Origin of the sequence: Shewanella mangrovisoli (assembly GCF_019457635.1) — a bacterium.
GTDB lineage: Bacteria > Pseudomonadota > Gammaproteobacteria > Enterobacterales > Shewanellaceae > Shewanella > Shewanella mangrovisoli.
Genome location: NZ_CP080412.1, coordinates 1,412,699 through 1,425,338 on the forward strand (window position 1 = coordinate 1,412,699; position 12,640 = coordinate 1,425,338).

Sequence of the window (12,640 nt, forward strand, 5' to 3'; positions counted from 1 at the left end):
ATGAAAAAACATGATTCAAAGGTTGAGGCCGAAAACCTCGAGAGTCGCGAGCTGCTCCCGATAGGGGAAGTGTCGCTACTGACCGGGGTTAACGCGGTTACGCTAAGAGCATGGCAGCGCCGCTTTGGGCTGGTCATCCCTGCGCGCACGCCTAAGGGCCATAGGTTGTACACACCTGAAAATATTCAACAAATCCATGAGATCAATGCCTGGTTAGCCAAGGGGGTCGCCATCAGTAAGGTCAAACCTTTACTGATGAGTTCGGCACTTGCGACCGAGGCCGACAGCACTGCACTGCAAGAGGGGGATTTGTGGCAGGAGCAGATCACAGCTTTAAATAGCGCGCTGTTTGAACTTGAGCAACAAAAGCTACACCAAATCCTTGATGAAGCCCTCGGCTTATATCCCTTCCAATTAGTGAAGCAAAAATTGCTGCAGGCTTGGATGGCGCACTTACCTGCTTTGCTTGAGCCTCGTTTAGATGCCGAGCTGTTGCTTGTATGGTTAGAAAGCGAGTTAACAAGTCGCATCGGAGGGCGCGCCAGTTTTGCCGGGCAGGCCAGTTTGGCGCAAATCGGTATAGTGTGTTTGCCATCTGTCCAAGGGCAAAAAATGGCCGAGCAGCTTAGCGGTCATTCGAACATGACTCATTCGAGCATAAGCAATTCGAGTATCACTAATCGCTTGTATAGTCTGGTTTTACGCTTAGAGCTTGCCGAGTTAAGAGTGTCAGTCATTAACCTTGGCGTGCTCGACACCACAAGCCTTGGGCTTATCAACAATCGGCTCAAGGTGGACGCTCTCTTGCTACTGCCCGAGGCGAACCATCCACCATCGAAAATCTTTGAGCTGCAAAGCGTGCTCGAGCAAATGGCTCAATCCAGTTATCTCATCGGCCCCTTTGCACCGACTCTCACGGCCTTATCGGCGTTTATGGCGCCAGACTTGGCTGAATGGGTTAGCCAAGTTTCGGCGGCAAAAGAGCAACAGAAGAAACAGCTACGCAAGCAGAAAAACGAGGCCGAAGTGCAGCAAGGAGAGCAAGCCGATGAGCGATAATCAAACCCCAGCGGCAAAGCACGCGTTGATGTGGTTTCGCCAAGACCTGCGTCTAACGGATAACCAAGCGCTGACGGCCGCCTGTGATTGGGTGCGGCAAGCGCCTGGCGCAAAACTTAGGGCGATTTATATTGCGACTCCGAGCCAGTGGCTCAGCCACGATATGGCGCCGATCCAGATTGATTTTATCCAGCGGCATGTGAATTTACTTGCCCAAGGACTCGCAAGCCTAGGGATTGAATTTGAGCTTATTCAGCTCGATAGCTTTAAAGAGGTGCCCGCCTTTTTAGCGAGTTACTGTGAAAAGCTTGGGGTTGAGCGGGTATTTGCGGGGCGAGAACCCGAAATCAACGAGCAAAAGCGCGACCAAGCCTGTCTCGATGCGGGTATCACCTTAGTGCTCAGCGACGAACACTGCCTATTGCCGCCGGGTACAGTGCTTAACTTAAGCGGTGAAATGTATAAGGTGTTTACGCCCTTTAGCCGCAAGTGGCGAGAAGTTGCCGCCAAACGCGCTATTTTGCCGCTTGGGGTGCCTGCACCGCTTGGCCCTATGTTACCTGAACCAAAGCCATTCAGTTTTAAAGAACGTTTTCAATCAACAAGCAAGCTAACCTCGAGCGAGCAATGGGCGGCGGGAGAGGGACAGGCAAAGCGCATCCTTACCGCATTTATTCAGCAAAAAGCCCAAGACTATAAGCAGGATAGGGACTTTCCAGCTCTCGATGGTACCAGTGTTATCTCCCCTTATTTGGCGCTGGGTGTGCTCAGCCCAAGGCAATGTATCGCGGCGCTGCTTGGGTGTTTTCCCGAGGTGATTGTCGATGATACTAGCCCTGGACGAACCTGGTTGAATGAGCTTATCTGGCGGGAGTTTTATCGCCATTTGTTGGTGGCTTTTCCAGATTTATCCAAGGGGCACAACTTTAATCGTCAGGCCGATCATGTGCAGTGGCGTAACAACCAAGCTGAGTTTTTAGCGTGGTGCGAGGGCAAAACTGGTTATCCGATTGTGGATGCGGCGATGCGCCAGCTCAATCAAACTGGCTGGATGCACAATCGGCTGCGCATGGTGGTGGCGAGCTTTTTAACCAAACACTTGCTTATCGATTGGCGCTGGGGTGAACGCTATTTTCGCCAGCACCTTATCGACGGCGATCTGGCGGCCAATAACGGTGGCTGGCAATGGTCGGCTGGCTGTGGCTGTGATGCTCAGCCTTATTTCCGCATTTTTAATCCCATCAGCCAGAGCGAAAAGTTTGATCCAGATGGCAGCTTTATCCGTAAGTACTTACCAGAGCTGGCATCTTGGGGAATCAAGCGTTTGCATCAACCCAATATGCAAAAAACGCCTTCGTTATTTGAGGCGCCACTGCTGGAGTCTGACTCGGCTTATCCCTGTGCGATTGTGGAGCACAATGCGGCAAGGGCGAGGGCGCTGGCGGTACTTGGGGTGCTGAAAAAGGCCTAAGCCATAGGCTCAACCTTACAACTTATCCCTTAGGGAGCTATCTGGATGATAAACCAAGCGAAGATTGAACAGAGCGGTGTGGTTGATGAGTTTATCGCGCTCTATCAAGCATTAAACAAGGACAATCTGCATCTGTTGGCTCAGGTCTACGATGACAATATTTGTTTTATCGATCCTATGCATCAAGTGAATGGTTTAACTGCCTTGACTGAGTATTTTGCCAAACTCTACAAAAACGTTGGCTACATTCACTTCGAAATCAAAGAGGTATTGCAAGATGACTCCCAAGCCTCGCTATTTTGGCAGATGCAATATCGCCATCCCAAGTTAAACAAGGGCGAGCTTATCCGGGTCGATGGTATGAGTCAGCTTAAGTTTCATCAGCGGATTTACTTTCACCGAGATTATTTCGACTTAGGGCAAATGCTGTATGAGCATTTGCCCTGCATGGGCGGTCTCATTCGCCTGCTTAAAGACAGGGCGGCAAAGTGATGACCTCGGTGCAGATCCACAAAATCAACACTGTGCTGATCACAGGAGCAAGCTCGGGCATTGGGCTGCAATTAGCCAAGGATTATCTCGCCGCAGGCTGGCATGTGATTGCCTGCGGGAGAGATAAAGCCAAGCTCGATGCCCTTGCCGAAACAGTGCTGATTGGGGCGACTTGCATCAGCTTTGATATTAGCGAACGCAGCCAAGTCCAAGAGAATGCTCGCCGCATCAAAGATTTACTGACTCAATGTGCCTGTCAGCTAGATTTAGTGATCTTCAATGCGGGTGGCTGCGAGTATATCGATGACGCTAAACACTTCGACGACAGATTGTTTGAGCGTGTCGTGCACACCAACCTGATTGCCATGGGCTACTGCCTTTGCGCCTTTTTACCCTTAATGCCAAGAGGCGCGCGCTTGGCATTGATGAGTTCGAGCGCAACTTATTTAGCCTTTCCCCGTGCGGAGGCCTACGGCGCTTCTAAGGCGGGCGTGCAGTATTTAGCCGCCAGTCTGAGGCTCGACCTTGCTCAACACGGGATATCAGTGAGTGTGATTTGCCCAGGATTTGTGGCGACGCCTTTGACGGCCAAGAATGATTTTGCCATGCCGATGCAAGTCGATGTAAAGGCGGCGTCAATGGCAATTCGCCGCGGGCTTTCGCGCGGCAGAACCGAGATCCATTTCCCCAAACGATTTACTTATTTATTGAAATTGATGTCATTTCTACCAGCCTTGGTTTGGCAAAAAATAATCCAACGGGATAACCAGCCAAGGGCGCTTAAGGACGCAGGACGATGAAAAATATTGCCATTGTAGGGACGGGAATTTCAGGACTGACCTGTGGCTATCTACTCAGCCAATCCCACAAGGTTACTGTATTTGAGGCCAATGACTATATAGGCGGCCATACTGCGACCGTGGATGTGGAGCATCTTGGTAAACACTATGCGATAGACACAGGGTTTATCGTGTTTAACGACCGAACTTATCCCCGTTTTGAGCGGCTGATAGCCCGCTTAAATGTCAGTATTTTGCCGACCGAAATGAGTTTTAGTGTGCATAACGCCCTGACGGGACTTGAGTACAATGGCCATAACTTTGCCAGTTTGTTTGCCCAAAAGCGTAACCTCCTGAATCCGCGCTTTTGGGCCTTTTTAAATGAAATTGTGCGCTTTAATAAAAGCTGTAAGGCGATTTACCAGCAGGATAATTATCCCGCTGGTAACTTAGGGGAGTTTCTCGACCGCGAGCAGTTTTCCGACTTTTTTGCCGAGCATTATATTTTGCCCATGGGCGCGGCAATTTGGTCATCGAGCATTGAAGATATGCGCGCCTTTTCGCTGCGCTTCTTTATCCGTTTCTTTGAGCACCATGGTTTATTAAACGTCAGCAACAGACCGCAATGGTATGTGCTCAAGGGCGGCTCACGCAGTTATATCCCTGATTTAATTGCCCCCTTTAAAGACAATCTGCATTTAAACAGCCCAGTGAGTGCCATCGAACGCCATGCTGATGGCGTCAAACTCTATGTGAATGGTGAGTGGCAGATATTCGATGAGGTGATCCTTGCGTGTCATAGCGACCAAGCGCTCAAAATGCTAACCGATGTCACCTCGGCTGAAAAAGCGATTCTGAGTGACTTGCAGTATCAAAATAATGAGGTGATTTTACATACAGATACCAACCTTTTACCGAAGCGCAAGGCGGCGTGGGCCAGCTGGAATTATCGTTTGGATGGCAATCAAAAACGCCCCGCCTCTGTGACTTACAATATGAATATTCTGCAGCGCTTACCTAGCGACGCACCAACCTTTTGCGTAACGCTCAATCAGACTGAGCTGATTGATGAAGCCAAAATTCTGCGCCGTTTTAACTATGCCCACCCTGTGTTTAATGAGCAGAGTTTACAGGCGCAGGCGCGTCGGGAAGAAATCTCTGGGCAAAACCATACCCATTTTGCGGGCGCCTATTGGCACAATGGTTTCCATGAGGACGGTGTCCGCAGCGCCTTAGACGTGTGCGCTCACTTTGGGGTGACGCTATGAGTGAGCTCAATAGCGGTATTTACTACGGCAGGGTGACCCATAGTCGCTATACGCCAGTAAAACACCACTTTAGCTACCAAATGGCTTTGTTGGCGATTGATTTAGACGAGGTCGATAGCATCAGTGCTATGGGGCGCAGTTTCGCCAGTCAGCAGCGCGCGCTACTCAGATTTAATCCCAAGGATTACCTTCGTAGTTTTACGACAAGGGATAATCAGAGTCGGCAGCTTGAGATAAACGAGCCAAGCAGCTTTGCCCTTAAGCAGCGGGTGCTTGAGCAAGTTGCAGAGTTAGGCGGTCACCAACCTTGCGACAGAGTGTTGTTTGTTGGGCAAATCCGTCACTTTGGCGTGTACTTCAGCCCAGTGAATTTTTACTTTTGTTATCAAGCACTACAGCCTCTATATATGCTCGCCGAAGTGAGCAATACCCCGTGGGACCAACGCCACTGTTATTTAGTGGATTTATCCGCCCCTAAAACCACGGATAAAGTGTTTCACGTTTCGCCATTTATGAATCTCGATATGCGCTACCAGTGGCATGTTGAACCGCCTACTGAACGCTTAAAGATTGGCATCGAGAATCTACCGAATCAGACGGGTAAGCGTTTGTTCAATGCCAGCCTGTCGATGACTCGCCAAACTATCAATACTCAATCCCTTCGCGCCTTGTTGTTTCGCTTTCCATTTATGACGCTGAAAATTTTCGGCGGGATTTATTGGCAGGCGTTAAAGCTGTTCTTTAAGCGCGTACCTTTTGTGCCACATCCTGCCCAAGTGGAGAAATAAGATGGAAAACACTGCATCGCAATCTTCTGTTATTACGGCAAAATTGCCTGACAGTCTGGCCCGTAAGCTACTGCTTAAAGCATTAGAAAATCTCCCCTATGGCTGTTTAACCTTAGTAGAGGGCGACAAGAGCTATCGTTTTGGTGAGCATCACAGTGATTTGCATGCCACCTTGGTGGTGAAGCATCCGAGCTTCTATCGCCAAGCGATGTTTTCGGGCTCCATCGGCGCCGGTGAAAGCTATATCCAAGGCCATTGGACTAGCCCAGATCTCACTAAGGTCGTGCAACTGTTTGCCCGCAATCTCCCCTTGCTCGATAAGATTGAGGCGAAATTCGGTTGGCTGACTGGTTCGGTTAACCGTATGAAACATTTGCTGAATCGAAACTCACAGCAGGGATCGAAACGCAATATCTTGGCCCATTACGACTTAGGTAATGCCTTGTATGAGCAGTTTTTAGACCGCGAAATGTTGTACTCCAGTGCCCTTTATCCCGATAGCGAAGCGAGTCTGGAACAGGCGCAGCTGCATAAATTGAAAACCATTTGTGAGCGGCTCGACCTACAACCTGGGCAGACCTTACTCGAAATCGGTACGGGGTGGGGCGCCTTAGCCATTTATGCTGCCAAACATTATGGTGTGCACGTGACGACCACAACGATTTCGGATGCGCAATATGCCTACGCGAAAGCGCGAGTCGAACGGGAAGGCTTAAGCGATAGCATCACTTTATTGACGGAGGATTACCGTAATCTTGGTGGCACCTACGACAGACTAGTGTCTATCGAGATGATAGAAGCCGTTGGCCATGAGTACCTGCCGGGGTTCTTTAAAAAGCTCGAATCCTTACTCAAACCCCATGGCCGCATGTTATTGCAGGCTATCACCATCGCCGACCAACGTTACGACAGTTATCGCAAGGGTGTTGATTTTATTCAGCGATATATTTTCCCAGGCGGTTGCTTACCTTCGGTTCACCAAATGGTTGGACACTTGGCCAAGCGCACTGATATGCAGGTGTGGTCGATTGATGATATGGGCCTCGATTATGCCAAGACGCTGAGGGACTGGCATAACAACTTCGACCGTGCCATCGAGCAAGTGCAAGCCCTTGGCTATGGCGACGACTTTATCCGTATGTGGAAGTTTTACTTAAGTTATTGCGAAGGAGGCTTTTTAGAGCGCACCACGAGCACAGTGCATTTAGTGGCGGTACGCCCTGACTATCGTTTACCAAATGTGGTGAGCGTTAACTAAGGTGGTGATGAGATGTCCTCTATGGCGGGAACCATACTCAATATCTCAAAACATCAGGGCTTTATATTCTACAACGCCTTGAGTTTTCAGTGTGTTTGGTGGACTGGTGTGTTGTTTGGCAATAGCGCGCTGTTACTGAGTATCCCTCTGTTAGTGCTGCATTTTATATTACTGTCGCGAGTGGAAACCGCCGCAGCTATCCCTCGGGACTTAAGCACAATGCTTAAGATTGGGTTACTCGGTATGGCAGTTGATAGCTTGCTAACGTTGGCGGGTGTATTTGAATTTTCGGCTTTTCCCGCTTGGCTGGCTTGCCTCTGGTTACATTTTGCGGTGAGTTTGCACCATAGTCTTAAGCTTATTCGCGACTTTGCGATGGTATTACAAGCCATTTTAGGCGCCGTCTTCGGCAGCCTGAGTTACTTGGCTGGGGCTGCATTTGATGCCGTGAGCCTTCCCTATGGTGAGGGCGTTTCTGCGGTGATCCTCGCGATTATTTGGGCGCTGTTATTGCCTCTTTTCATCACACTCTCGCGCGGCCATAGGTCTATGGGGTGAACTATCTAGGCGCGTTTATAAGCTCGTTAATCCTTGTCTTGCTGGAGAAATCAGATGCTTCATCTTTCATCCATATTGTCAGCGATGTTTTCAAGAAGGCGATATCTTGGCGCCCTGTGTGGATTATTGCTGCCAGTCGCAGGATATAGCGCCACGCCTGCGGCCATCGAAAATACCCTGACCTCTGGGCTAGTTGAGGTGGGCCGAGGTGAGATGGATTGGCTCTGGTTTAATGTCTATAAAGCCAAACTGATGACCAATACGGGTAAGTACCAGAGTGGGATTTATCCGCAGTTATTAGACATTGAATATTATCGGGATATTGAGGCGGATGATCTGTTAGAGGCGACGGCAGAACAGTGGCGACACTTAGGCTACACCAAGGATGAGATTGCCAATTGGCTGCAATTACTCAAGGGGATTTGGCCTAATGTTGTGCCTGGCGATCATTTAAGTTTCAAACTCATTGATGCGCAGCGCAGTCAGTTCTTTTTCAATGGACAGCCGCTTGGGATTATCGAAGAGCCCAAATTAGCCGAAGCTTTTCTGGCGATTTGGTTATCGACCAATACCAGCCGGCCAACCTTAAGGGCGCAATTATTAGGAGAAAAATCATGCGATTGCTAAAGCTTAACTGGGGTAAGCCTATTGTCCTAGGGTTGTTGATGGCCAGTCTTTTGACTAGCTGCTCCAGCGTCGATGTGAGTGACTATCGAGATACTAATCCCCCCTTAGTGTTAGAAAGCTTCTTTAATGGCCCGCTTAAGGCATCGGGCATTGTTGAGAACTTCAGTGGCAAAGTGATTCGTCGGTTTAATGTCACCATGGATGCGAGTTGGCAGGGGACAGAAGGCACTATCAAAGAGTGGTTTGTCTATGATGATGGTGAAACCCAAACTCGTATTTGGCGTATTCAATCCCAAGGGGAAGGGCAATACACAGGCACGGCTAACGATATTATCGGCACTGCGCAAGGGGAGGCGAGCGGGAGTGCGCTGCGTTGGCGCTACGATATGCTACTACCCGTCGAGGGTGATGAATACCAAGTACACTTTGATGATTGGATGTACTTAGTGAACGACAATACCATTATTAACCAAAGCGATATTATTAAATGGGGTGTCACTGTCGCCAAAGTGACCTTAGTGATCCAAAAGCGCTAGTATTTTGTTGTCGAGTTAACGGTATAGCTTGGCTAATAATCCAGCGTTTCATGCTTTAGACTGGGTGGAATAAATCAATCTTATATGAGTTTTACGATGAAAAAGCATTGGATCTTATTGGCGGTAGTCGCAAACCTTTCTTTAACCGCTTGCTCAAATATTGATTTTCGCTTTGATGATACTTCAGAAAAGCAAGCTGATCCCAATCAACCCATTAGCGATCCTATGGTGCAGGATAATGAGCGCCGTGTTCGTGATGCGCGCGAAGATGGAAAGCTAGAGCCAAAGGATCCGATTAAATTCTAAGATTGATAAATCAAATAGAATTTGAGCGACTCACTAGAGTTTGGGAGAATGGTGCAGCCCTTACTTTGACATAAGGGCTGATGATTCTGAAAATTAACCCGCTTGATGGCTATTGTCGACCGCCTTTTTATCGTAATACTCAAAGGGAAATTGGTTACGGATCCGCTGCTGTAGGTTGTCATTCACATTGGCAGAAATATGCAGGCGCACGCCGGAGTTTTTTTCTGCTCTGATAGTGCAAGTCAACTTTTCCGCTTTGGCCAGTTGGCGGCATTCGCGCTCGAAGCGTTCTGGGATTTTGCCTTTATGCTGAGTCATGCGACCATCTTTAAAATGCATTTCAAAAATTGTCAGTCCTTTCTTACCTGCAAAAATCAGCTTATAAACCAGAAACAAACCAATAGCGATAAAAACGAGCTTTAAAATCGTGGCTGTCATAATGCCTCCTCTCTTATGTTTATAGGACAAAGATACTCTGGAGTTATGGCTTTTAACAGTGCGCTAACACGCAATTTTTATTTGGCAATGGCATGAATTTGACCTAGTCTTAAACTGCTCAGGAAATGTACTCCCTCAGTTAAGGAAAACGCCATGTACCTATCGAATGCAGACCGTTGGTCGTTATTGTGCAAAAAACAAATTGATATTATTGATAAATTATCTGCACAGTTTCCAGAACGAAAAGAACCGCTTAATGAGTTGACCCATGGTTGGCGGCATTTGCAACATCAAGTGCAGGCGGGGGATAGGCCGATAGTGCATGAGCTGACTAAGTAAATTACTAAAATCACAGATACAAAAAAGCCACTCAGTGAGTGGCTTTTTTGTTTTTTATGGTGCCGGCACCAAGAGTCGAACTCGGGACCTACTGATTACAAGTCAGTTGCTCTACCAACTGAGCTATGCCGGCGAATGGTGGTGCCCGAACCCGGAATCGAACCAGGGACACGAGGATTTTCAATCCTCTGCTCTACCGACTGAGCTATTCGGGCAACTAAACTAAGCGTTAGTTAACTACTTCAAACCGAGTGCTTAACACCCCATTCGTTCGAAGTGCGCGTATCATATAGTGCTCGCTTTCGCTGTGCAAGCCCTTTTAATTCGACTGACCAAGTATTAAACAAAAAGCGCCTTATTTAAGGCTTTATAGAGATTCGAATGGTTCACTTGGCCGAACTATCAATGGCTTAATACGATTTAGTCGTGGGATATATGAATAAAACGGCAGTGGATTACTGAAAATTTTAAAAATTTGCAGCGCTAAGTATTAAGTTGTTAGTCAGTATTTTGTTTATTACTTGTTTAATAGCGACATGCCCATGAAGGGGGGCTTGTGAACAACTGGAACTATCGTGAGTGGATTAGCAGTAATTTAGATTGGACATTGAAGGAGTTTGAATTCACTCAAATCCCAGATACAAAAAAGCCACTCATTGAGTGGCTTTTTTGTTTTTTATGGTGCCGGCACCAAGAGTCGAACTCGGGACCTACTGATTACAAGTCAGTTGCTCTACCAACTGAGCTATGCCGGCGAATAGTGGTGCCCGAACCCGGAATCGAACCAGGGACACGAGGATTTTCAATCCTCTGCTCTACCGACTGAGCTATTCGGGCAACTAAACTAAGCGTTAGTTGACTACCTTAAACTGACAACTTAATGCTGCCTCGTTCGAAGTGCGGCTATATTAGCGATGGTGTTTATCCTCTGCAAGCGCTTTTTCCTGATAAATGATGTGTTCGACTGTTTAATGTGCACTTTGGCTGTTTTTTATCTATAAACCCGTTGGAATAGGGCTTATTTGATGCCGTAAAGTTGTTTTCCCTGTCGCGTGAGTGACCCGTTTAAGCCCCACAATCAGCGTTAACACCATAATAGCGTTAATCTTTCTGAATTTTAGAAAGATATGAGCGATTTTTACTGATTTTAGTTTTTAATTTTCGTTTTATGATAATGACTATTATTTGATTGTGCGACTTAAGTGCAGAGGTGTGGAGTGGCCATATGTTTAGAAATACTAAGTTGAATTATGGACTTATTGCTATTGCCAGCCATTGGCTAAGTGCGGTTGTGGTGATTGGACTCTTTGCCCTCGGTGTGTGGATGGTGGAATTGACCTACTACAGTGCATGGTACAAAACGGCACCACATTGGCATAAAAGCGTTGGGATTTTGCTGCTGGCGGTAACGCTGTTTCGTTTAGTTTGGCGTTTGGTTAATCCAAAGCCTGCTCCTGAGCAAAATCACCAGACATGGGAAAAGGTTAGCGCCCACATTGCCCATGGTGCGATTTACCTCTTATTAATGGTGATTATGGCCGCTGGTATTTTGATTTCGACGGCAGAGGGCCGTGGAATTATGGTGTTCGACTGGTTTGAGTTACCCGGCCTAACGCCGCTGATTGAAAATCAGGCTGATATCGCGGGGGATATTCACCAATATGCCGCCTACAGCTTGATTGCTCTGGTTTTACTGCATGCGTTAGGCGCGTTAAAGCACCATTTTATCGATAAAGATTCAACACTACTCAAGATGATTAAATTTAACCGAGGATAATATAATGAAAAAACAACTATTAGCTGCTTTGATTGGTGGAGCTTTACTGGCTCCTATGGCCGCATCAGCTGCTGATTATGTGATTGACCGTGAAGGCGCTCATGCCTCTATTACCTTTAAAGTAAGCCACTTAGGTTATAGCTATGTCGTAGGTCGTTTTAATGATTTCAGCGGTGATTTCAGCTACGACGCTAAAAATCCAACGGCAGCTAAAGTGAATGTTAAAGTGAATACCTTAAGCGTGGACTCTAACCATGCCGAGCGTGATAAACACATCCGTAGTGCCGACTTTTTAAATACAGCTAAATTTGCTGAAGCGACTTTCGTTTCGACCTCGGTTGAAGACAAAGGCAATGGCGATCTGGTTATCACAGGTAACTTCACGCTAAACGGTGTGACTAAACCGCTGGCAATCCAAGCGCATGCTGTGGGTGAAGGTCAAGATCCTTGGGGTGGATACCGTGCAGGCTTTACCGGTACTACCACGTTTGCAATGAAAGATTACGGTATCAAGATGGACTTAGGCCCAGCGTCAGCCAATGTTGAGCTAGATTTAGTGGTAGAAGGCGTGCGTAAGTAAGCTTAAGGTTACTGAGCTGCATTTATCAGCGAATAAAAAAGCGCCCTCGGGCGCTTTTTTGCTTTCTATGGATAGGCGCTTAGGCTTATTCCTGACCCTTTTCAGGCACAAAGCCTTCAATTTCCACGTCTTTACCTTCGAAGAGGAAAGAGGTCATTTGTTCTTCTAAAAACTTGCGATCATCAACATTCATCATGTTGAGCTTCTTTTCGTTGATCAGCATGGTCTGTTTTTTCTGCCATAGGCCCCAAGCTTCTTTACTGACGTTATCGAAAATACGTTTACCTAAATCACCTGGATACAGTTGAAAGTCTAGGCCGTCGGCTTCTTTGTTTAAATATACGCAATTGACTGTACGCGCCAT

Annotated in this window: 16 protein-coding genes and 4 tRNA genes; 14 read left to right on the top strand and 6 right to left on the bottom strand. The window is 47.4% G+C overall.

Translation table 11 applies throughout. From position 1 onward, the window contains the following. The 11 genes from K0H60_RS06230 (at window position 1) to K0H60_RS06280 (ending at window position 9,142) form a co-directional block, all read left to right on the top strand. Window positions 1-1,059: a MerR family transcriptional regulator gene (locus tag K0H60_RS06230; protein WP_220057600.1), complete on the top strand. Its 1,059-nt coding sequence runs from the start codon at window positions 1-3 to the stop codon at window positions 1,057-1,059. Beyond that, window positions 1,049-2,530: a deoxyribodipyrimidine photo-lyase gene (gene phrB, locus K0H60_RS06235; RefSeq protein WP_220057601.1), complete on the top strand. Its 1,482-nt coding sequence runs from the start codon at window positions 1,049-1,051 to the stop codon at window positions 2,528-2,530. The genes K0H60_RS06230 and phrB overlap by 11 nt, the downstream gene beginning before the upstream one ends. A 45-nt stretch (window positions 2,531-2,575) precedes the next feature. Continuing rightward, window positions 2,576-3,022: a nuclear transport factor 2 family protein gene (locus K0H60_RS06240; protein ID WP_011625607.1), complete on the top strand. Its 447-nt coding sequence runs from the start codon at window positions 2,576-2,578 to the stop codon at window positions 3,020-3,022. Then, a complete protein-coding gene (locus K0H60_RS06245) occupies window positions 3,022-3,822 on the top strand; it encodes an SDR family NAD(P)-dependent oxidoreductase (protein WP_220058121.1) in 801 nt (266 codons plus the stop codon). The genes K0H60_RS06240 and K0H60_RS06245 overlap by 1 nt, the downstream gene beginning before the upstream one ends. After that, window positions 3,819-5,069, top strand: coding sequence for an NAD(P)/FAD-dependent oxidoreductase (locus K0H60_RS06250; protein ID WP_220057602.1), 1,251 nt, complete (start codon window positions 3,819-3,821; stop codon window positions 5,067-5,069). Before K0H60_RS06245 ends, K0H60_RS06250 begins: the two co-directional genes overlap by 4 nt. Continuing rightward, entirely contained in the window at window positions 5,066-5,857 is a 792-nt protein-coding gene (locus tag K0H60_RS06255) for a DUF1365 domain-containing protein (protein ID WP_220057603.1), read from the top strand. The genes K0H60_RS06250 and K0H60_RS06255 overlap by 4 nt, the downstream gene beginning before the upstream one ends. A 1-nt stretch (window position 5,858) precedes the next feature. Then, window positions 5,859-7,115 (top strand): SAM-dependent methyltransferase, encoded by a 1,257-nt coding sequence (locus K0H60_RS06260; RefSeq protein WP_220057604.1) that lies wholly within the window; start codon window positions 5,859-5,861, stop codon window positions 7,113-7,115. Between the two features lie 12 nt (window positions 7,116-7,127). Continuing rightward, window positions 7,128-7,673 (top strand): DUF2878 domain-containing protein, encoded by a 546-nt coding sequence (locus K0H60_RS06265; protein ID WP_220057605.1) that lies wholly within the window; start codon window positions 7,128-7,130, stop codon window positions 7,671-7,673. 54 nt (window positions 7,674-7,727) lie between these two features. Further along, on the top strand, window positions 7,728-8,300 hold the full coding sequence (locus K0H60_RS06270; RefSeq protein ID WP_220057606.1) for a chalcone isomerase family protein: 573 nt from the start codon (window positions 7,728-7,730) through the stop codon (window positions 8,298-8,300). After that, window positions 8,288-8,836, top strand: coding sequence for a DUF3833 domain-containing protein (locus K0H60_RS06275; protein WP_220057607.1), 549 nt, complete (start codon window positions 8,288-8,290; stop codon window positions 8,834-8,836). Before K0H60_RS06270 ends, K0H60_RS06275 begins: the two co-directional genes overlap by 13 nt. Window positions 8,837-8,932: 96 nt before the next feature. Beyond that, a complete protein-coding gene (locus tag K0H60_RS06280) occupies window positions 8,933-9,142 on the top strand; it encodes a YajG family lipoprotein (protein ID WP_258405795.1) in 210 nt (69 codons plus the stop codon). 93 nt (window positions 9,143-9,235) lie between these two features. Here the strand turns inward: K0H60_RS06280 and K0H60_RS06285 are convergent, their stop codons facing one another. Continuing rightward, window positions 9,236-9,580 (bottom strand): DUF3634 family protein, encoded by a 345-nt coding sequence (locus tag K0H60_RS06285; RefSeq protein ID WP_220057609.1) that lies wholly within the window; start codon window positions 9,578-9,580, stop codon window positions 9,236-9,238. A 153-nt stretch (window positions 9,581-9,733) separates the two neighbouring features. On the opposite strand from K0H60_RS06285, the gene K0H60_RS06290 reads away from it, so the two are divergent. Further along, the gene (locus K0H60_RS06290) at window positions 9,734-9,919 is read left to right on the top strand and encodes a hypothetical protein (RefSeq protein ID WP_011716270.1); all 186 of its coding nucleotides are present in this window, start codon (window positions 9,734-9,736) and stop codon (window positions 9,917-9,919) included. Window positions 9,920-9,976: 57 nt separating this feature from the next. Here the strand turns inward: K0H60_RS06290 and K0H60_RS06295 are convergent. The 4 genes from K0H60_RS06295 to K0H60_RS06310 all read right to left on the bottom strand — a co-directional run bounded on the left by K0H60_RS06295 (window position 9,977) and on the right by K0H60_RS06310 (window position 10,756). Further along, window positions 9,977-10,052 (bottom strand) — tRNA-Thr (locus K0H60_RS06295). 6 nt (window positions 10,053-10,058) lie between these two features. Next, window positions 10,059-10,134, bottom strand: a tRNA-Phe gene (locus K0H60_RS06300). A 464-nt stretch (window positions 10,135-10,598) separates the two neighbouring features. Next, window positions 10,599-10,674, bottom strand: a tRNA-Thr gene (locus K0H60_RS06305). 6 nt (window positions 10,675-10,680) lie between these two features. Beyond that, a tRNA-Phe gene (locus tag K0H60_RS06310) sits at window positions 10,681-10,756 on the bottom strand. A gap of 388 nt (window positions 10,757-11,144) precedes the next feature. Between K0H60_RS06310 and K0H60_RS06315 the strand changes: the two genes are divergently transcribed. Together K0H60_RS06315 and K0H60_RS06320 are read left to right on the top strand one after the other, a co-directional pair. Beyond that, entirely contained in the window at window positions 11,145-11,696 is a 552-nt protein-coding gene (locus K0H60_RS06315; RefSeq protein WP_220057610.1) for a cytochrome b, read from the top strand. Window positions 11,697-11,700: 4 nt separating this feature from the next. Further along, window positions 11,701-12,276 (top strand): YceI family protein, encoded by a 576-nt coding sequence (locus tag K0H60_RS06320; RefSeq protein WP_220057611.1) that lies wholly within the window; start codon window positions 11,701-11,703, stop codon window positions 12,274-12,276. A gap of 85 nt (window positions 12,277-12,361) precedes the next feature. Here the strand turns inward: K0H60_RS06320 and K0H60_RS06325 are convergent, their stop codons facing one another. Next, window positions 12,362-12,640, bottom strand: coding sequence for an oxidative damage protection protein (locus tag K0H60_RS06325; RefSeq protein WP_011621967.1), 279 nt, complete (start codon window positions 12,638-12,640; stop codon window positions 12,362-12,364).

Bases quoted from the DNA above. Each gene is read 5' to 3' on its own strand.
- K0H60_RS06230 (WP_220057600.1), top strand. From the start codon at position 1: ATGAAAAAACATGATTCAAAGGTTGAGGCCGAAAACCTCGAGAGTCGC.
- phrB (WP_220057601.1), top strand. From the start codon at position 1,049: ATGAGCGATAATCAAACCCCAGCGGCAAAGCACGCGTTGATGTGGTTT.
- K0H60_RS06240 (WP_011625607.1), top strand. From the start codon at position 2,576: ATGATAAACCAAGCGAAGATTGAACAGAGCGGTGTGGTTGATGAGTTT.
- K0H60_RS06245 (WP_220058121.1), top strand. From the start codon at position 3,022: ATGACCTCGGTGCAGATCCACAAAATCAACACTGTGCTGATCACAGGA.
- K0H60_RS06250 (WP_220057602.1), top strand. From the start codon at position 3,819: ATGAAAAATATTGCCATTGTAGGGACGGGAATTTCAGGACTGACCTGT.
- K0H60_RS06255 (WP_220057603.1), top strand. From the start codon at position 5,066: ATGAGTGAGCTCAATAGCGGTATTTACTACGGCAGGGTGACCCATAGT.
- K0H60_RS06260 (WP_220057604.1), top strand. From the start codon at position 5,859: ATGGAAAACACTGCATCGCAATCTTCTGTTATTACGGCAAAATTGCCT.
- K0H60_RS06265 (WP_220057605.1), top strand. From the start codon at position 7,128: ATGTCCTCTATGGCGGGAACCATACTCAATATCTCAAAACATCAGGGC.
- K0H60_RS06270 (WP_220057606.1), top strand. From the start codon at position 7,728: ATGCTTCATCTTTCATCCATATTGTCAGCGATGTTTTCAAGAAGGCGA.
- K0H60_RS06275 (WP_220057607.1), top strand. From the start codon at position 8,288: ATGCGATTGCTAAAGCTTAACTGGGGTAAGCCTATTGTCCTAGGGTTG.
- K0H60_RS06280 (WP_258405795.1), top strand. From the start codon at position 8,933: ATGAAAAAGCATTGGATCTTATTGGCGGTAGTCGCAAACCTTTCTTTA.
- K0H60_RS06285 (WP_220057609.1), bottom strand. From the start codon at position 9,580: ATGACAGCCACGATTTTAAAGCTCGTTTTTATCGCTATTGGTTTGTTT.
- K0H60_RS06290 (WP_011716270.1), top strand. From the start codon at position 9,734: ATGTACCTATCGAATGCAGACCGTTGGTCGTTATTGTGCAAAAAACAA.
- K0H60_RS06315 (WP_220057610.1), top strand. From the start codon at position 11,145: ATGTTTAGAAATACTAAGTTGAATTATGGACTTATTGCTATTGCCAGC.
- K0H60_RS06320 (WP_220057611.1), top strand. From the start codon at position 11,701: ATGAAAAAACAACTATTAGCTGCTTTGATTGGTGGAGCTTTACTGGCT.
- K0H60_RS06325 (WP_011621967.1), bottom strand. From the start codon at position 12,640: ATGGCGCGTACAGTCAATTGCGTATATTTAAACAAAGAAGCCGACGGC.